15 protein-coding genes are annotated in these 15,082 nt (G+C 33.1%); 7 read left to right on the forward strand and 8 right to left on the reverse strand.

Annotated features, from left to right (window positions below):
- The first annotated feature begins 5 nt into the window (after positions 1-5).
- From cysC to CN925_RS03500, 5 genes are read left to right on the forward strand one after another with little or no spacing between them, the layout of a single operon-like run.
- Positions 6-602 (forward strand): adenylyl-sulfate kinase, encoded by a 597-nt coding sequence (cysC, locus tag CN925_RS03480; RefSeq protein ID WP_098844888.1) that lies wholly within the window; start codon positions 6-8, stop codon positions 600-602.
- A 12-nt stretch (positions 603-614) separates the two neighbouring features.
- Positions 615-2,237, forward strand: coding sequence for a nitrite/sulfite reductase (locus CN925_RS03485; RefSeq protein ID WP_098844889.1), 1,623 nt, complete (start codon positions 615-617; stop codon positions 2,235-2,237).
- 16 nt (positions 2,238-2,253) lie between these two features.
- On the forward strand, positions 2,254-2,472 hold the full coding sequence (locus CN925_RS03490; RefSeq protein WP_098844890.1) for a DUF3906 family protein: 219 nt from the start codon (positions 2,254-2,256) through the stop codon (positions 2,470-2,472).
- A gap of 16 nt (positions 2,473-2,488) precedes the next feature.
- Complete coding sequence (gene cobA, locus CN925_RS03495) at positions 2,489-3,274, forward strand: uroporphyrinogen-III C-methyltransferase (RefSeq protein ID WP_142339179.1); 786 nt, start codon at positions 2,489-2,491, stop codon at positions 3,272-3,274.
- Positions 3,275-3,307: 33 nt separating this feature from the next.
- Positions 3,308-4,063 (forward strand): sirohydrochlorin chelatase, encoded by a 756-nt coding sequence (locus CN925_RS03500; protein ID WP_180232827.1) that lies wholly within the window; start codon positions 3,308-3,310, stop codon positions 4,061-4,063.
- 44 nt (positions 4,064-4,107) lie between these two features.
- On the opposite strand, the gene CN925_RS03505 is transcribed toward CN925_RS03500, so the two are convergent.
- The 7 genes from CN925_RS03505 to gcvT all read right to left on the reverse strand — a co-directional run bounded on the left by CN925_RS03505 (position 4,108) and on the right by gcvT (position 11,925).
- Positions 4,108-5,310: an aminotransferase gene (locus CN925_RS03505; RefSeq protein WP_098844892.1), complete on the reverse strand. Its 1,203-nt coding sequence runs from the start codon at positions 5,308-5,310 to the stop codon at positions 4,108-4,110.
- The gene (locus CN925_RS03510) at positions 5,307-5,801 is read right to left on the reverse strand and encodes an Lrp/AsnC family transcriptional regulator (protein ID WP_098844893.1); all 495 of its coding nucleotides are present in this window, start codon (positions 5,799-5,801) and stop codon (positions 5,307-5,309) included. The genes CN925_RS03505 and CN925_RS03510 overlap by 4 nt, the downstream gene beginning before the upstream one ends.
- A gap of 80 nt (positions 5,802-5,881) precedes the next feature.
- Positions 5,882-7,243: an aspartate kinase gene (locus CN925_RS03515; RefSeq protein WP_098844894.1), complete on the reverse strand. Its 1,362-nt coding sequence runs from the start codon at positions 7,241-7,243 to the stop codon at positions 5,882-5,884.
- A 249-nt stretch (positions 7,244-7,492) separates the two neighbouring features.
- The gene (locus tag CN925_RS21190) at positions 7,493-7,657 is read right to left on the reverse strand and encodes a hypothetical protein (RefSeq protein WP_180232828.1); all 165 of its coding nucleotides are present in this window, start codon (positions 7,655-7,657) and stop codon (positions 7,493-7,495) included.
- 323 nt (positions 7,658-7,980) lie between these two features.
- Positions 7,981-9,438: an aminomethyl-transferring glycine dehydrogenase subunit GcvPB gene (gcvPB, locus tag CN925_RS03520; protein WP_098844895.1), complete on the reverse strand. Its 1,458-nt coding sequence runs from the start codon at positions 9,436-9,438 to the stop codon at positions 7,981-7,983.
- Positions 9,410-10,795, reverse strand: a complete 1,386-nt coding sequence (gene gcvPA / locus CN925_RS03525) for an aminomethyl-transferring glycine dehydrogenase subunit GcvPA (RefSeq protein ID WP_286138256.1) — start codon at positions 10,793-10,795, stop codon at positions 9,410-9,412. The genes gcvPB and gcvPA overlap by 29 nt, the downstream gene beginning before the upstream one ends.
- Positions 10,796-10,821: 26 nt before the next feature.
- Positions 10,822-11,925, reverse strand: coding sequence for a glycine cleavage system aminomethyltransferase GcvT (gene gcvT / locus CN925_RS03530; RefSeq protein WP_098844896.1), 1,104 nt, complete (start codon positions 11,923-11,925; stop codon positions 10,822-10,824).
- A gap of 358 nt (positions 11,926-12,283) precedes the next feature.
- Between gcvT and CN925_RS03535 the strand changes: the two genes are divergently transcribed.
- Positions 12,284-13,969 carry a DEAD/DEAH box helicase gene (locus tag CN925_RS03535; RefSeq protein WP_098844897.1) on the forward strand — a complete coding sequence of 562 codons (1,686 nt, stop codon included), beginning with the start codon at positions 12,284-12,286 and terminating at the stop codon, positions 13,967-13,969.
- Positions 13,956-14,762, forward strand: coding sequence for a YqhG family protein (locus CN925_RS03540; protein WP_098844898.1), 807 nt, complete (start codon positions 13,956-13,958; stop codon positions 14,760-14,762). Before CN925_RS03535 ends, CN925_RS03540 begins: the two co-directional genes overlap by 14 nt.
- Positions 14,763-14,866: 104 nt before the next feature.
- Here CN925_RS03540 and CN925_RS03545 read toward each other — a convergent pair whose 3' ends face one another.
- Positions 14,867-15,076 (reverse strand): YqzE family protein, encoded by a 210-nt coding sequence (locus tag CN925_RS03545; RefSeq protein WP_098844899.1) that lies wholly within the window; start codon positions 15,074-15,076, stop codon positions 14,867-14,869.
- Positions 15,077-15,082 lie beyond the last annotated feature (6 nt).

The following is a 15,082-nucleotide window of genomic DNA, read 5'->3' on the forward strand; positions in this document are numbered from 1 at the left end:
GTTAAATGTCTAAAAATATCGTTTGGCATCAGGCTAGTATTTCAAAAGAAGACCGTCGCCAAAAAAACAATCACCACAGCTGTATTTTATGGTTTACTGGTTTATCTGCTTCAGGTAAATCAACGATTGCTAACGAGGTTGCAAAAGCTTTATACCATCTTAATGTTCAACAATACGTTTTAGATGGTGATAATATTCGTCACGGCTTAAACAAAGATCTAGGATTCACTGATTATGACAGAACTGAAAATATAAGACGAATTGGTGAAGTAGCAAAACTATTTGTTGATAACGGGCAAATTGTCTTAACGGCTTTTATCTCTCCTTTTATTGCTGATCGAAATCTAGTTCGTTCATTAGTCGAACAAGGTGAGTTTATTGAAGTTTACGTAGAATGTTCCGTTGAAACTTGTGAGAGTAGAGACCCGAAAGGACTTTATAAAAAAGCAAAAAATGGTGAAATTCAAAACTTTACCGGTATCAGCTCTCCGTATGAGGCACCAGTAAATCCAGAAATTACATTAAAAACTGATCTTCAATCTGTACAAGAATGTGTTGAAACGATACTTCAATTTTTAAAGAGTAAAAATTATATTGGGTAAGGTGATAATAAGATGGCATATAAAAAAATATGGAAAGACAATCTTAAACTAAATGAAACTGAAAAAAAGAAGCTCGTTAAGGATGGGCTTAAAATTTATGATGACATCCCTTACTATGCTGAAAATGGGTTTGAATCCATTCCAAAAGATCAATGGGATTTGTTTAAGTGGGCAGGATGCTATTTACAAAAGCCCAAAGAAGCCGGATATTTCATGATGCGAGTTAATGTTCCGTCTGGCATTTTAACTCATGAACAGCTTATAACATTAGCAGAAATCGCTCGTGATTATGGTCGAGATGTATATGATATTACAACTAGGCAAGCAATCCAATTTCATTGGTTAACAATTGATCAAATACCAGATATTTTCTCTCGTTTAGAAAAAGTTGGTCTATCTAGTGCTGGTGCATGCGGTGATATTACGCGTAATATCGTTGGAAATCCACTTGCAGGAATCGATCCGAATGAATTATTTGATACTTCACCTATTGTGAAGGAAGTTTATGAATTCTTTCAGTTTAATGAAGAATTCTCTAATCTACCTAGAAAATATAAAATGTCGATCAGTACAAATAAAAATAATGCATCAAATGCAGAAATTAACTGTATTTCATTTATTCCGGCTATAAAAGAAATTAACGGCAAAGAAACTGCTGGTTTTCATTTAAAAGTTGGTGGTGGGCTATCATCTGCTCCGCATTTAGCTCAAGAACTTGATGTATTCTTATTGCCACATCAAGTGAAAGAAGTTGCAATCGCCGTTACAACAATCTTTAGAGATTATGGTTACCGTGAAAAACGCCATCACTCTCGTTTAAAGTTTTTAGTCGCTGATTGGGGCGTTGAAAAGTTTAAAGAAGTTCTAGAAGGATATACAGGAAAGCTATTAACAAAAGGAAAAGGCTTTGAGGAGTCATGGAACGCAGGGTATTTTTATGGCGTTCATCCACAAAAACAAGAAGGACTAAATTATGTTGGATTAAGCATACCTGTTGGAAGATTGCATTCTAAGGAAGTTTTTGAGTTAGCTAGAATCGTTAAAAAATACGGTAATGGTGAAATACGTAATTGTAATTCACAAAATTTAATTTTGCCAAATATTCCAACAGAAAAACTTGATGAATTATTGAAAGAACCAATACTCGAGAAATTCACTCCAACACCGCCAAAATTTATTGGTTATTCTGTTGCTTGTACAGGAAACGAATATTGCAATTTAGCTTTAGTCGAAACGAAAGCTCGTATGAAAGATACCGCTTCTTATTTAGATGAAAAAATTACATTAGATGTACCTGTTAGAATTCATATGGTTGGTTGCCCGAACTCTTGTGGTCAAAGAGCGATCGCTGATATAGGACTACAAGGAATTAAGGCTCGTAATGAGAAAAAAGAATTAGTAGAAGCTTTTGAGATCTATGTAGGCGGAACATTAGCCAACGGTGGTAAATTAAATAAAAAATTAAAAGGGAAAGTTGAATCCCCTGCCCTTCACTTAGTTCTAGAAAAATTCTTACAGCATTTTAGCGAAAATAAACTACCTTCAGAAACCTTTTTAGATTATGTCTCAAGAGTTGGAATTGAAGAATTACAAACCTATTTAACTTCCATTCTTGAAACTGTCAATGCATCTTAAAGAAAGTCGGTGACATATGTTTTTATATCGATTTGAAGCACTAATAGAAAGCCGTGTCGTTCCTATTGTTATTTTAGCAAGCGATGATGAAAAAGCATTCAAACTAGTTGATACAGAACTTGAAAAATTTTATGTAAAAAAACCGGACGTAAAAGAACTATTAATGTATGAAAAAAAGAAAGTTAGTCAAAGTGGTGGATTTGTTTTAGATTTAGAAGTTTTAAGTAATCGATGATGATGAGGTGTGAGGAATGATTGGAAAAGTTTATTTAGTTGGTGCTGGACCAGGAGATGTTGATTTAATTACAGTAAAAGGTCTAAAGTGCATTCAAAATGCAGATGTCATTATATATGACCGACTAGTAAATAAGGAATTACTAGAGTATGCAAAAGAATCCGTCGAGTTAATGTACGCTGGTAAACTCCCAAACTACCATGCATTAAAACAAGAAACAATAAATGCTTTCTTAGTCAAATATGCAAAAAAAGGAAAAAACGTAGTTCGATTAAAAGGTGGAGATCCTTTCATTTTTGGTCGTGGTGGTGAAGAAGCAACCTATCTTGTAGAACGTGGTATCTCCTTTGAAATCGTTCCTGGCATTACATCAGGTATAGCAGCTCCAGCTTATGCTGGTATCCCTGTCACCCATCGTGATTATAGTAGTTCTTTTGCTTTTGTAACAGGTCATTGCAAAGAAGAGGATACAGTTAAATGGTCCTCTTTAGCAAAAGGCATCGACACACTAGCAATTTATATGGGAGTTAATAATTTGCCTTATATTCGTCATCAACTAATTTCTAATGGAAAACATCAAGATACTCCAGTTGCTCTAATTCATTTTGGTACGACAAATCAGCAGCGAACTGTCATTAGTACACTAAAAAATGTCATATCAGACGTAGAAAAAGAAAAAATAACCAATCCTAGTATGATTATCGTAGGAGAAGTAGTTAAATTACACCATCAATTACAATGGTTTGAAACGAACTATAACGCGATCACTGAACCTAAAAAAATTAATTATTCAAGTCTTTAAATTCTCCCTTAAAATGGAATGAGGTGCTTTAGAATGGATGCAATCTTATATGTATGTCATGGAAGCCGTGTAAAATCAGCTGTCCATTCAGCCATACAGTTTGTTAAAAAAGTACAAAAACAAATCGATTGCCCAATTCAAGAGATTAGTTTTATTGAACTTTGTGAACCATCAATTTCAGTAGGATTAGAGAATTGTTTGCGTAAAGGAGCAAAATCGGTAACAGTATTGCCGGTTTTACTCCTTTCTGCAAATCATGCAAAAGTGGATATTCCTCTTGAAGTAACCAATTTTCAAATGAAATACCCACACATAAATATAAAAATAGCCAATCCAATCGGTATTCACAAAAATATGATCGAATTAATCCAAAAGCGAATTAATGAAAAAGTTAAGCATATATTAAAGCCAGCTAAAATACTACTAGTTGGACGAGGAAGTAGTGATCCATTAACAATCGATGATTTCAATTCAATCGTTAAACTTCTTGAAGCAAATTTAAAGCACCCTGTTCTCCCCGCTTTTATGGCAGTATCAAAGCCATCGATTCACGAAGCTTGGGATCAACTATTGACTGAAAAAAATCAAAAAGTAATTATCATTCCGTATTTATTTTTTTCAGGAACTCTTATGAATGAATTAAGAGATAAGATAAAAAAGCTGCCTCTAGAAGTGCAAAATAACTGGATATTATGTGAAACCTTAGGGTATGATCACTTAATTTCCTCAATTTTTATTGAAAGAATAATTGACGCTAAAACAAAAGAATTCTTAACTGCAATAAGATAAAAGCTCTTGTTTCCTCTAATGGAAAACAAGAGCTTATTTTTAGTTTATTTACTTTCAGCTTTAATAAAATTTGTTGGTTCGTATGTTGGAAGAGTCTGTAAAAATCGATTAATCCTTTTTGTAGCTTCAATTAATTGATTTAATGAAGTTGCATATGAACATCGAATATACCCTTCTCCACAATCGCCAAAAACATTTCCCGGGACGACCGCCACTCTCTCTTTTAATAATAATTGTTCAGCGAACTCCTCTGATGTTAAGCCAGTATTCTGTATTGAAGGGAATACATAAAAAGCTCCACCAGGAAGATGACATGATAATCCAATTTCATGAAGAGATTGCACTAAAAAATTTCGACGCTGCATATAACTGCGTCGCATTTCTTCTACATCATGATCCCCATTTCGAAGTGCTTCAACTGCAGCATGCTGTGACATAGTCGGTGCACACATAATTGCATATTGGTGAACTTTGAGCATATGAGAAATAATGTCAGAAGGTGCTGCAACGATACCAAGTCTCCAACCTGTCATTGCAAATGTCTTAGAAAATCCAGAAATTAAAATTGTATGGTCTCTCATTCCATCGATATTTGCAAAGCTTGTATATTCGCCATCATAAACAAGTTCAGCATAAATTTCATCAGAAATGACAATTAAATTATGTTTTTTAACAAATACGGCTAAATCCTCTAATAATTCTTTCTCCAGTAAAGTACCAGTCGGATTATTAGGATTACAAAGTAAGATTGCCTTAGTTTTTTGTGTAAGTTTCTTTTTCAACGCTTGAAGATTTATTTTAAACTCTTCTTCTCCTGTTGTTGCTAAATGAACTGGAACACCGCCTGCAAGTGATACTAAAGGTGCATATGACACAAAGCATGGATCGATTACAATTACTTCGTCTCCAGGATTTAAAATTGTTCTTAACGCTATATCAATCCCTTGACTTGCCCCTACCGTTATAATTAATTCATCTTCTGGACTATAATGCACATCAAACTTCTTAGCAAAATAACGACTTACTTCCTGACGTAATTCTAACAGTCCAGCATTTGAAGTGTATGCCGTATGTCCTGTCTCTAACGAATAAATACTTGCTTCTCTCACATTCCAAGGCGTAACAAAATCAGGTTCACCTACCCCAAGTGAAATGACATTATCCATACTAGCCGCTAAATCAAAAAACTTTCGAATCCCTGATGGTTGTAGTGTAGTTACTGTATTTGATAAATTAAATTTACTCATGGCGTGATCACCATACGCTTATCACTTTGTTTTTGTCCATATACGATACTATCATGTTTATAACGTTTTAAGATAAAATGGGTAGTCGTTGATAATATAGATTCTAAAGTTGATAGTTTTTGGGATACAAATGAAGCAATTGAAGTCATTGTTTTTCCTTCAACTACAACTGATAGGTCATATGTTCCTGACATTAAATAAACTGATTTAACTTCCGGGTATAAATAGATTTTTTCAGCAATCTCATCAAACCCTACACCTCGTTTTGGAGCTACTTTTACATCAATCATAGCAGTTATACTCTCTTGAACTGGCACTTTCCCCCAATCAATTAAGGTAATGTATTGAAGAATAACACGATCGTTTTCAAATTTTGTTAATAGATTGGCTACCTCTTCCTCAGTAACTCCAATCATTTTTGCTAGTACGTCATTACTTAAGCGTCCATTTTGTTCAATACACTGAAGTAACTGTATTTCTTTTTCTGTCATATTCATATACTCCTTATGTATTCCATCTTCTGGAATTACGTTAAATAATTATTCTTTTCATCTATATTTTAATAAATTAGTTAGATGACACTTTTCGAGAAGAATTCTTCATAAATAACTTGGACTGCTTTTTTCTCATCAAATGATTTTACGCCAAACATCATACTTACTTCTGAAGAACCTTGGTTTATCATTTCGATATTAATTCCTGCATTTGCTAACGCTTTACTCGCTCTTGCTGTAGTACCAACATTATGTCGCATCCCCTCACCTACTAACATGATTAAGGCAAGGTCTCTTTCAACGACCACATGGTCTGCATTTAATTCATCTTGGATCCGTTTAATAATTTGACATTCCAATTCAACTGGTAATTGGTTTTGGCGAATAATAATTGAAATATCATCGATTCCACTTGGCTGATGCTCATATGAAATTCGATAATCCTCAAGTATTTGCAATAATTTACGCCCAAAACCTATTTCTCTGTTCATTAAATACTTGCTTATATAAATACTACAAAATCCATTATCACTCGCGACACCAATTAAAGGACCGTTTGATAACGTACGTTCCTTTACAATTCGTGTCCCAGGAGCAGTTGGATTATTCGTATTTTTAATGTTTACTGGAATTCCAGCTTGAAAAGCAGGTATCAATGCTTCATCGTGAAATACGTTAAAACCTGCATAAGATAACTCCCTCATTTCTCGATAGGTTAATTCTTTTATTTCCTTTGGATTATGAATAATCGCAGGATTTACAGAAAAAACTGCATCGACATCAGTAAAGTTTTCATATAAAGTAGCTTTAACCCCATTAGCAACAACAGAACCAGTTATATCTGAACCACTGCGAGAAAATGTAACGATATGTCCATCCTCTGAATATCCAAAAAAACCTGGGAAAATAAGAATGCCCGATTTTTTTCTCAATTCAAATAAATTCTCATAGCTTTTCGCTAAAACTTGAGCATGCCCTGGTTCATTTGTAACAAATAAACCTGCTTCTTTTGGATTAATATAACTTGCCTCAAGTTCTTTTAACTGAAAATATGACGCTACTAATCTAGCACAATTATCTTCCCCACATGCCATAACTGCATCCATATATCTTGCAGGATGATCCTTTTTATTACTGATCGCAAGTTCGATACGGAGTGAAATTTCATTCATAATATCCGCTGGTAAACCTAATCCAATTGCAATTTCAGAATACCTTTGGATTATTTGATTGAATTCCTTTGAATAATCCTTACCCATTAGAGCAAGTTGTGCGCAACTAATTAGTAAATCGGTAACTTTAAGATCATCTGGAAATCTTTTGCCTGGTGCAGATACAACGATAATTTTACGTTCAACATCTGATGTAACAATCTGAAATACTTTTTCAATTTGTTCAGAAGTGGCTAATGAAGACCCACCAAATTTTACGATTTTCATTTTGATTACCCCTAATATAGTTAATTTTCAGTTAAAAATAATGTTACAATTATCCTCCTTATATGAGAAAAAATCAACACCATTTAATAAGTTTTTTGGGAAAATTTAGTATGTTACAAAAAGAATTTGACGTAGCTGTGGGTATTTATTCATTCCGGTGAAAGAATGACAATAACAAATGATAGATTCTTTTAAGAAGTATGTAGGTTATGTAATTAAAAAATTAAATGTAGATTATGGAATAAAGAACTATTGATAGTGATTGAAATCTTTATGATCTTTAACCCCTCCTGTTACATTTTTGTCTTGAATTACTATTCCACTATTTATGTATTGTATAAAAATCCAATTAATAATAATTTTAAAACTATTTATTAAATAAACAATAAACGAAAAATAAATAGTGATAATCATAAAAAAGCCTCTTATTTTAGCAAATATAGTGAGCTTTCTTATTTTTATACTTGAAGCAACTATCGTCCAAATTTAAACGATTCGTTCTTGCCTGAGCGATTGAAAATGTCCCCACGATTACCTTATTTCTACAGAATGAACATACAATTGAAGCTTTAACCAAGATGGTTTTTAATACCCGAGGTCCAAGCATTTGATGGTCGAATTAAACGAATTAAATAGTTTAAAGAAAATCTAAAAGCACGTGTATCAAACGGTTAAGAATCAACATAATCAGAAATTCGGCAAAAAAAAGTTCCCTCCTAATGAGGGAACTTTTTGAATTATGCTTTAATATAACGTAATACAGGTTTACGAGCTGCTAAAGTTTCGTCAAGTCGACTTACAACAGTTGTATGTGGAGCCTCTTGTACGATTTCTGGATTTTCTTCTGCTTCTTTAGCAATTGTAATCATTGTATCAACAAATGAATCCAATGTTTCTTTTGATTCAGTTTCAGTTGGTTCAATCATGATACATTCTTCCACGTTTAATGGGAAGTAAATTGTTGGTGGGTGGTAACCAAAGTCTAATAGGCGTTTAGCGATATCTAAAGTACGAACACCTAATTTCTTTTGACGTTTTCCACTTAATACGAACTCATGTTTACAATGACGATCGAATGGTAGGTCAAAATATGGTTCTAAACGACGCATCATATAGTTAGCATTTAAAACTGCATCTTCTGTTACTTGTTTTAATCCTTCTGGACCCATTGAGCGAATATAAGTATATGCACGAACATTAATTCCAAAGTTTCCAAAGAAAGGTTTTACACGACCGATTGACTCTGGACGATCGAAATTTAAAACATATTCTTCTCCTACTTTTTCAACGATTGGTGCTGGTAAATATGGAATTAAATCTGCTTTAACTCCAACAGGACCAGAACCAGGGCCACCACCACCGTGTGGACCAGTGAATGTTTTATGAAGATTTAAATGCACTACATCAAATCCCATATCTCCAGGGCGTGCTTTACTTAATACAGCATTTAAGTTAGCTCCGTCATAATAAACTTTTCCGCCTGCAGCATGGATGATTTCAGCAATTTCATAAATATCTTCTTCAAATAGACCTAATGTATTTGGATTCGTAAGCATTAATGCTGCAACGTTTTCATCAACAACACGACGTAAATCATCTAAGTCAACTAAGCCTTTTTCATTTGATTTAACTGTAATAGTTTCAAAACCTGCAACAGTTGCAGATGCGGGGTTTGTACCATGAGCAGAGTCAGGTACAATTACTTTAGTACGGTTGAAGTCACCGCGGCTTTCGTGATAAGCACGGATAATCATTAATCCAGTCCATTCACCATGTGCGCCTGCAGCTGGTTGTAATGTTACTTCATCCATTCCAGTAATTTCTTTCAATTCTTGTTGAAGCTCATGCATTAATTCTAATGCACCTTGTACAGAATACTCATCTTGTAGTGGATGAACATGTGCAAAACCAGCCATACGTGCAACAGCTTCATTAATTTTTGGATTGTATTTCATTGTACAAGATCCAAGTGGGTAGAACCCTGAATCTAAACCATGATTACGTTTAGATAATGCAGTATAATGACGCATTAAATCTAACTCAGAAACCTCTGGTAAATCCGCTTTTTCTTTACGAATATAAGTACTTGGAATAACTTCATTAATATCGATTTCTTCTACATCCATTGTAGGAAGACTATATGCAATACGACCTTCTTTACTAATCTCAAAAACTAACGGTTGATCCTTCAGCATGTTGAATCCCCTTTCCGTTTACTAATAATGCTAATTCTTCTACAAATGTATCAATATGTTGTTTAGAACGTAATTCAGTTATTGCGATTAACATATGATTTTCCATAGTAGGTTCAACTTTTGCTAAGTCATAACCACCGATAATTTTCTTAGTAAATAATTGCTTATTTATTTCAGAAACATTTTGTTTCACATCAATTACAAGTTCGTTGAATGCAGCACCTTGGAATACAACTGAGATACCGTTTTCAATTAATTTTTTCTTCATATATTGAGTACGAGAAATATTTTGCATTGCCATTTCTACAGCACCATTTTTACCAAGAGCTGTCATTGCAACAGACGCTGCTAATGCATTTAATGCTTGGTTAGAACAAATATTTGAAGTTGCTTTATCACGACGAATATGTTGTTCACGGGCTTGAAGAGTTAATACAAATCCGCGACGTCCTTCTCCATCAACTGTTTGTCCAACTAAACGTCCTGGCATTTTACGCATTAATTTAGATGTTGTAGCAAAGTATCCACAGTGAGGACCGCCAAATTGAGTTGGAATACCAAATGTTTGAGCATCGCCTGAAACTATATCCGCTCCAAATTCACCTGGAGGAGTTAATGCTGCTAATGCTAATGGATTACTTGAAACAACGAATAAACTTTTACCAGTATGTGCAATTGGTTCGATTTCAGCTAATTCTTCTACTTGTCCATAGAAGTTAGGATATTGAACAACAACACATGCTACATTTTCATTCATTTCATTTTTTAATTCTTCGATATCAGTTCTTCCATCTTTAATGCCAATTTCAACAACCTCTAAATGTTGCCCTTTTGCATAAGATAGGATAACTTCACGTGATTGTGGATGAACGCCTTTTGAAACTAAAATACGTTTTTTACCATTATGACCTGCTGCTAAAGTAGTTGCTTCTGCTAAAGAAGTACCACCGTCATACATAGATGAGTTTGCAACATCCATACCTGTTAATTCACAAATCATTGTTTGGAATTCAAATATTGCTTGAAGCTCACCTTGAGAAATCTCAGGTTGATAAGGAGTATAAGCTGTATAGAACTCTGAACGTGAAATGACATGATCTACAACAGTTGGTAAGTAATGATCATACACACCCGCTCCTAAGAAAGATACATACTCTTTTAAATTGGCATTTTTGTTAGCTAATTCAGATAATTCTTTTAATAAATCAGATTCAGACTTTGCTTTTTTAATGTTTAATAAGCCATTAAAACGAACTTTTTCAGGAATATCACTAAATAATTCATCAACTGATGAAACACCTACTACTTTTAACATCTCTTGACGATCTTGCTCTGTCATTGGTAAATAACGATGCATTAAGGTAATCCCCTTTCTCCCCCTAGTTACTTCTTCTCTCTTTTGTAAAATGGTTTTGAAACTACTACTGCTTTTAATTTTTTATTTCGAATTTCAACTTCAAGTTCAGTACCTAAAGCAGAAAATTCAGATTTGATTAATGCAAGCCCAATATTTTTCTTTAATGTTGGAGATTGTGTACCACTTGTTACTTCACCGATTACTTCCCCGTTTACATATACAGGATAGTGAGTTCTTGGAATACCTTTGTCAATCATTTCAATCCCTACAAGTTTGCGAGGTACACCTTGCTCTTTTTGATTTTTCAGAACTTCTTTACCGAAGAAATCTTCTTCTTTATTTAATTTCACAGCAAAGCCGATTCCAGCTTCTAATGGAGTAATATCTTTTGATAATTCTTGACCATATAATGCTAGAGCCGCTTCGAAACGAAGTGTATCACGTGCACCTAACCCACATGGTTTTAAACCGTCTTCTTTACCTGCTTCTAAAAGTAATGTCCAAAGCTTAGATGCATCTTCAGCAGCTAGGTAAAGCTCGTATCCATCTTCACCAGTGTAACCTGTGCGTGAAACTAAAACATTTAGATCACCAATTAATACATTATCTTTAAAAGTAAAATACTTAATATCAGAAACGTTCTCATTCGTTAAACGTTGTAAAATTGCAACAGATTTTGGCCCTTGAAGAGCTAATTGTGCAACTTCATTACTTTTATTAACTACTTTTACATCACCTTCAACATGTGAAATTAACCATTCGAAATCTTTTTCAATATTAGACGCATTTACAACTAATAAATAGTGTTCATCGTTATATTTATAAACTAGTAAATCGTCTACAGTTCCAGCGTTTTCATAGCACATTGCTGTATATAATGCGCCTTCTTCATTTAATTTTGAAATATCATTTGTCATCATTTTTTGTAAATATTTAAGACTATCTTTACCAGTTACTTCTATTTCTCCCATGTGAGAAACATCAAATAAACCAGCTGCTGTACGAACAGCTTCGTGCTCTTCTTTAATGCTCGAAAATTGTACAGGTAGCTCCCAGCCACCAAAATCAATTGTTTTACCACCTAACACTTTGTAATCTTCAAACAAAGGTGTGCGTAATAAAGTCGTCATGTAGCCATTTCCCCCTTATCTACATGCTAGCATGATGGAAAACTAAATTAATAGTTCGTCCAGCTAACCATTAAATAATTTACATATTTTGTATATTTTCGGAAAAACTAGTAGAAAACAAGAAAATATTATCAATCTATATTAGTTAACTGTTTTTTCTTAACAATAAGAGTTTTTTGTTTAATAAAAGAATAATAAATTTTTACTTTTTTTCTACACTATTATCCTAACATTAAACGACAAGTTTCAGCAATATCGAAGTGAATTTTTTTAAAATTAAAATAACGAACATTATATCAATTAATTCAATATAATGTTCATGATTATCCAATATAAAATTGAAATAGGTGAGGTTTGTATGTCAATCGAGATTAAATTCCATACAGAATGGCAGGAAGATTTCTTAGAGAAGCTTGAAAATGATGGACCATGGTCAAATTGGGAGAATTATAAGCTTGCCTATCATACTTCTACAAAATTAGCAATTCCATCTTTTACAGGTATGATTGCTCCTACTCATTTACCAAATTTAACTCCATTGCCTCATCAATTAGATGTAGCTACGACTGTAATTGAAAAAATGAATGGAAAAGCAATTTTAGCTGACGAAGTAGGATTAGGTAAAACAGTTGAGGCGGGTTTAATTTTAAAAGAATACATGATTCGTGGCTTAGTTAATAAGGTGCTTATACTGGTCCCAGCATCACTTGTATCACAGTGGACCTTTGAATTAAATACAAAATTCCATATTCCAGCAATCGCACAACAAAAAAAGAATTATGTGTGGGATAGCTGTGATGTTGTTGTATCGTCAATCGATACTGCAAAAAGGGACCCTCATCGAGAAAAAATATTAAATATCAATTATGATCTCGTCATTATCGATGAAGCTCATAAACTTAAAAACAATAAAACAAAAAACTATGAGTTTGTACAACATCTTAAAAAGAAGTATTGTTTACTGCTTACTGCTACACCGGTTCAAAATAACATAGAAGAAATTTTCCATTTAGTTTCTTTATTAAAACCTGGCCATCTAGGTAATAAATCTAGTTTTGAAGAATATTTTTCTGCTAAGAACCGTTCATTAGAGCATGAAGATTTACTAAGAGAACTTATTGGAAAAGTAATGGTTCGAAATCGTAGACAAGATACAGGCATCGAGTGGACAAAGCGAAAAGTAGAAACAGTATTAATTAATTTTAATGAGGAAGAGCAAAAACTTTATGATCTAATCGACGAATGGCAGAAATCACAATATACCGGGGTAACCTCTGCGTTCTCCTTTTTAACTTTTAAGCGTGAAGCTTGTAGTAGTCGTGAAGCTGTTTATGTATCAATGAAAAAAATGCTTCAAAGATTTGAAAAAGACAATATTGATATTAATGATCCGTATATTGAGAAAATTTTTCATCAAATTAATCAAATTACATCTAATTCAAAAGCAAATAAAGTAGTTGAACTAATAAAAAAAATAAATGATAAAGTTATTATTTTTACTGAATATCGCGCAACACAGTTATATTTACAATGGTTTTTAAAACAAAACGGTATTACATCTGTTCCATTTAGGGGTGGCTTTAAACGTGGTAAGAAGGATTGGATGAAAGAATTATTTAAAAATCGTGTACAAGTGCTAATAGCAACCGAGGCCGGTGGTGAAGGTATTAACCTACAATTTTGTTCAAATATGATAAATTATGACCTTCCTTGGAATCCAATGAGACTTGAACAAAGAATAGGACGTATTCATCGACTTGGACAAACAGAGGATGTAAGTATCTATAACTTTGCGACTGTTGGCTCAATTGAAGAACACATTTTAAGACTACTTTATGAAAAAATTAATTTATTTGAGCGTGTAATCGGTGAACTAGATGATATTCTAACTAGAATTCCTTACAAGGATTTTGAAGCCCATATGAATGAAATATTTATTAATTCTAAAACTGAAGGCGAAATGAAAATTAAAATGGAAAATTTAACGTCCATCATTCAATTACAGCAACATAAACAAGCAGGTGATAGTTATGCAGCAACATGAAATCCATGATTATATCGAATACTTTTTCAGACATAATGATTGTGAAATCGTAAAGAACACACCAACATATTTAGAAATACAATTAACGATTGAGATGGATAAAAAATTAATGAATCGTCCTTTCTATTGGCATTATTTAGAAAAAACAGGCGGTATTCCAAATCCTATGAAGTTAACACTTATTACAGATAGTGATAATGCACCTGAAGATCTTAAAGGCGAACAAATTCATTTTGGCTCGCCACGTCTTCACCAGATTTTCTCGATCGTAAATGATCTAGGCCAATCAATTTTACTTTATGAAGACACAAAAGCACCTATCGGCCAACAAATTGCATTACATCCTTGGTTAGCTGTCAATTATCAGGTATCTTTTACTTGTGATCATAAAAAAGATTATTTATATTCTTTTGGAATCCATTTAATTTCCGGAAGGATTATTGAAGATTTTCATACAAAAATTGAAAAAATCCAGTTCAATTCTAAAATACCTGATTTTTGCTATTCCATGTCACCTTTGATTAAACCAATTAGTGGTTTAAACCGAATGGAACAATTAATTCGAAACAAAATTGAAAAAGAAGATACAAAATGGGCTGAAGAAGCAAGAAATAGATGGCAACATGATTTAGATTTATTAAATCAATTTTATGAAGATGATGAAGAAAAACCTGAAAATTATCATGTAGAATACAATGCACTAAAAGAACTTTATGAACCAATTATTCATGTTGATGCAATTAATGGTGGACTTTTTTATCTATCACCAAACACAATGAATAAACTAAGTTAACAGCTTTCAATTGTAGGAAGATCTAAATAAGATCATTCCTCTTTTTTTCTTATAACTGCAAAAAAATAAAGACTGACTTCTATAGTTGAAATCAGTCTTATTCACTAAATACTTTTCTTTTCTTTATCATTACGATTTTGAATTTTTTTCATAAATAAAGCTAGACTTAATGGTAACATTCCAAACATGTTGGTAGAGAAAGGAGCCTTCATCTCATCTTTTTCTTGTTTTATTGAATCACGTTTCTCTTTTGGTTGATCAATATAATTAATAAACTGTTCCGTCATATATTTTACATAATCATTTGTTTTCAAAACAAA

Source organism: Bacillus sp. AFS055030, from assembly GCF_002574545.1.
Taxonomy (GTDB): Bacteria; Bacillota; Bacilli; order Bacillales; family Bacillaceae_G; genus Gottfriedia.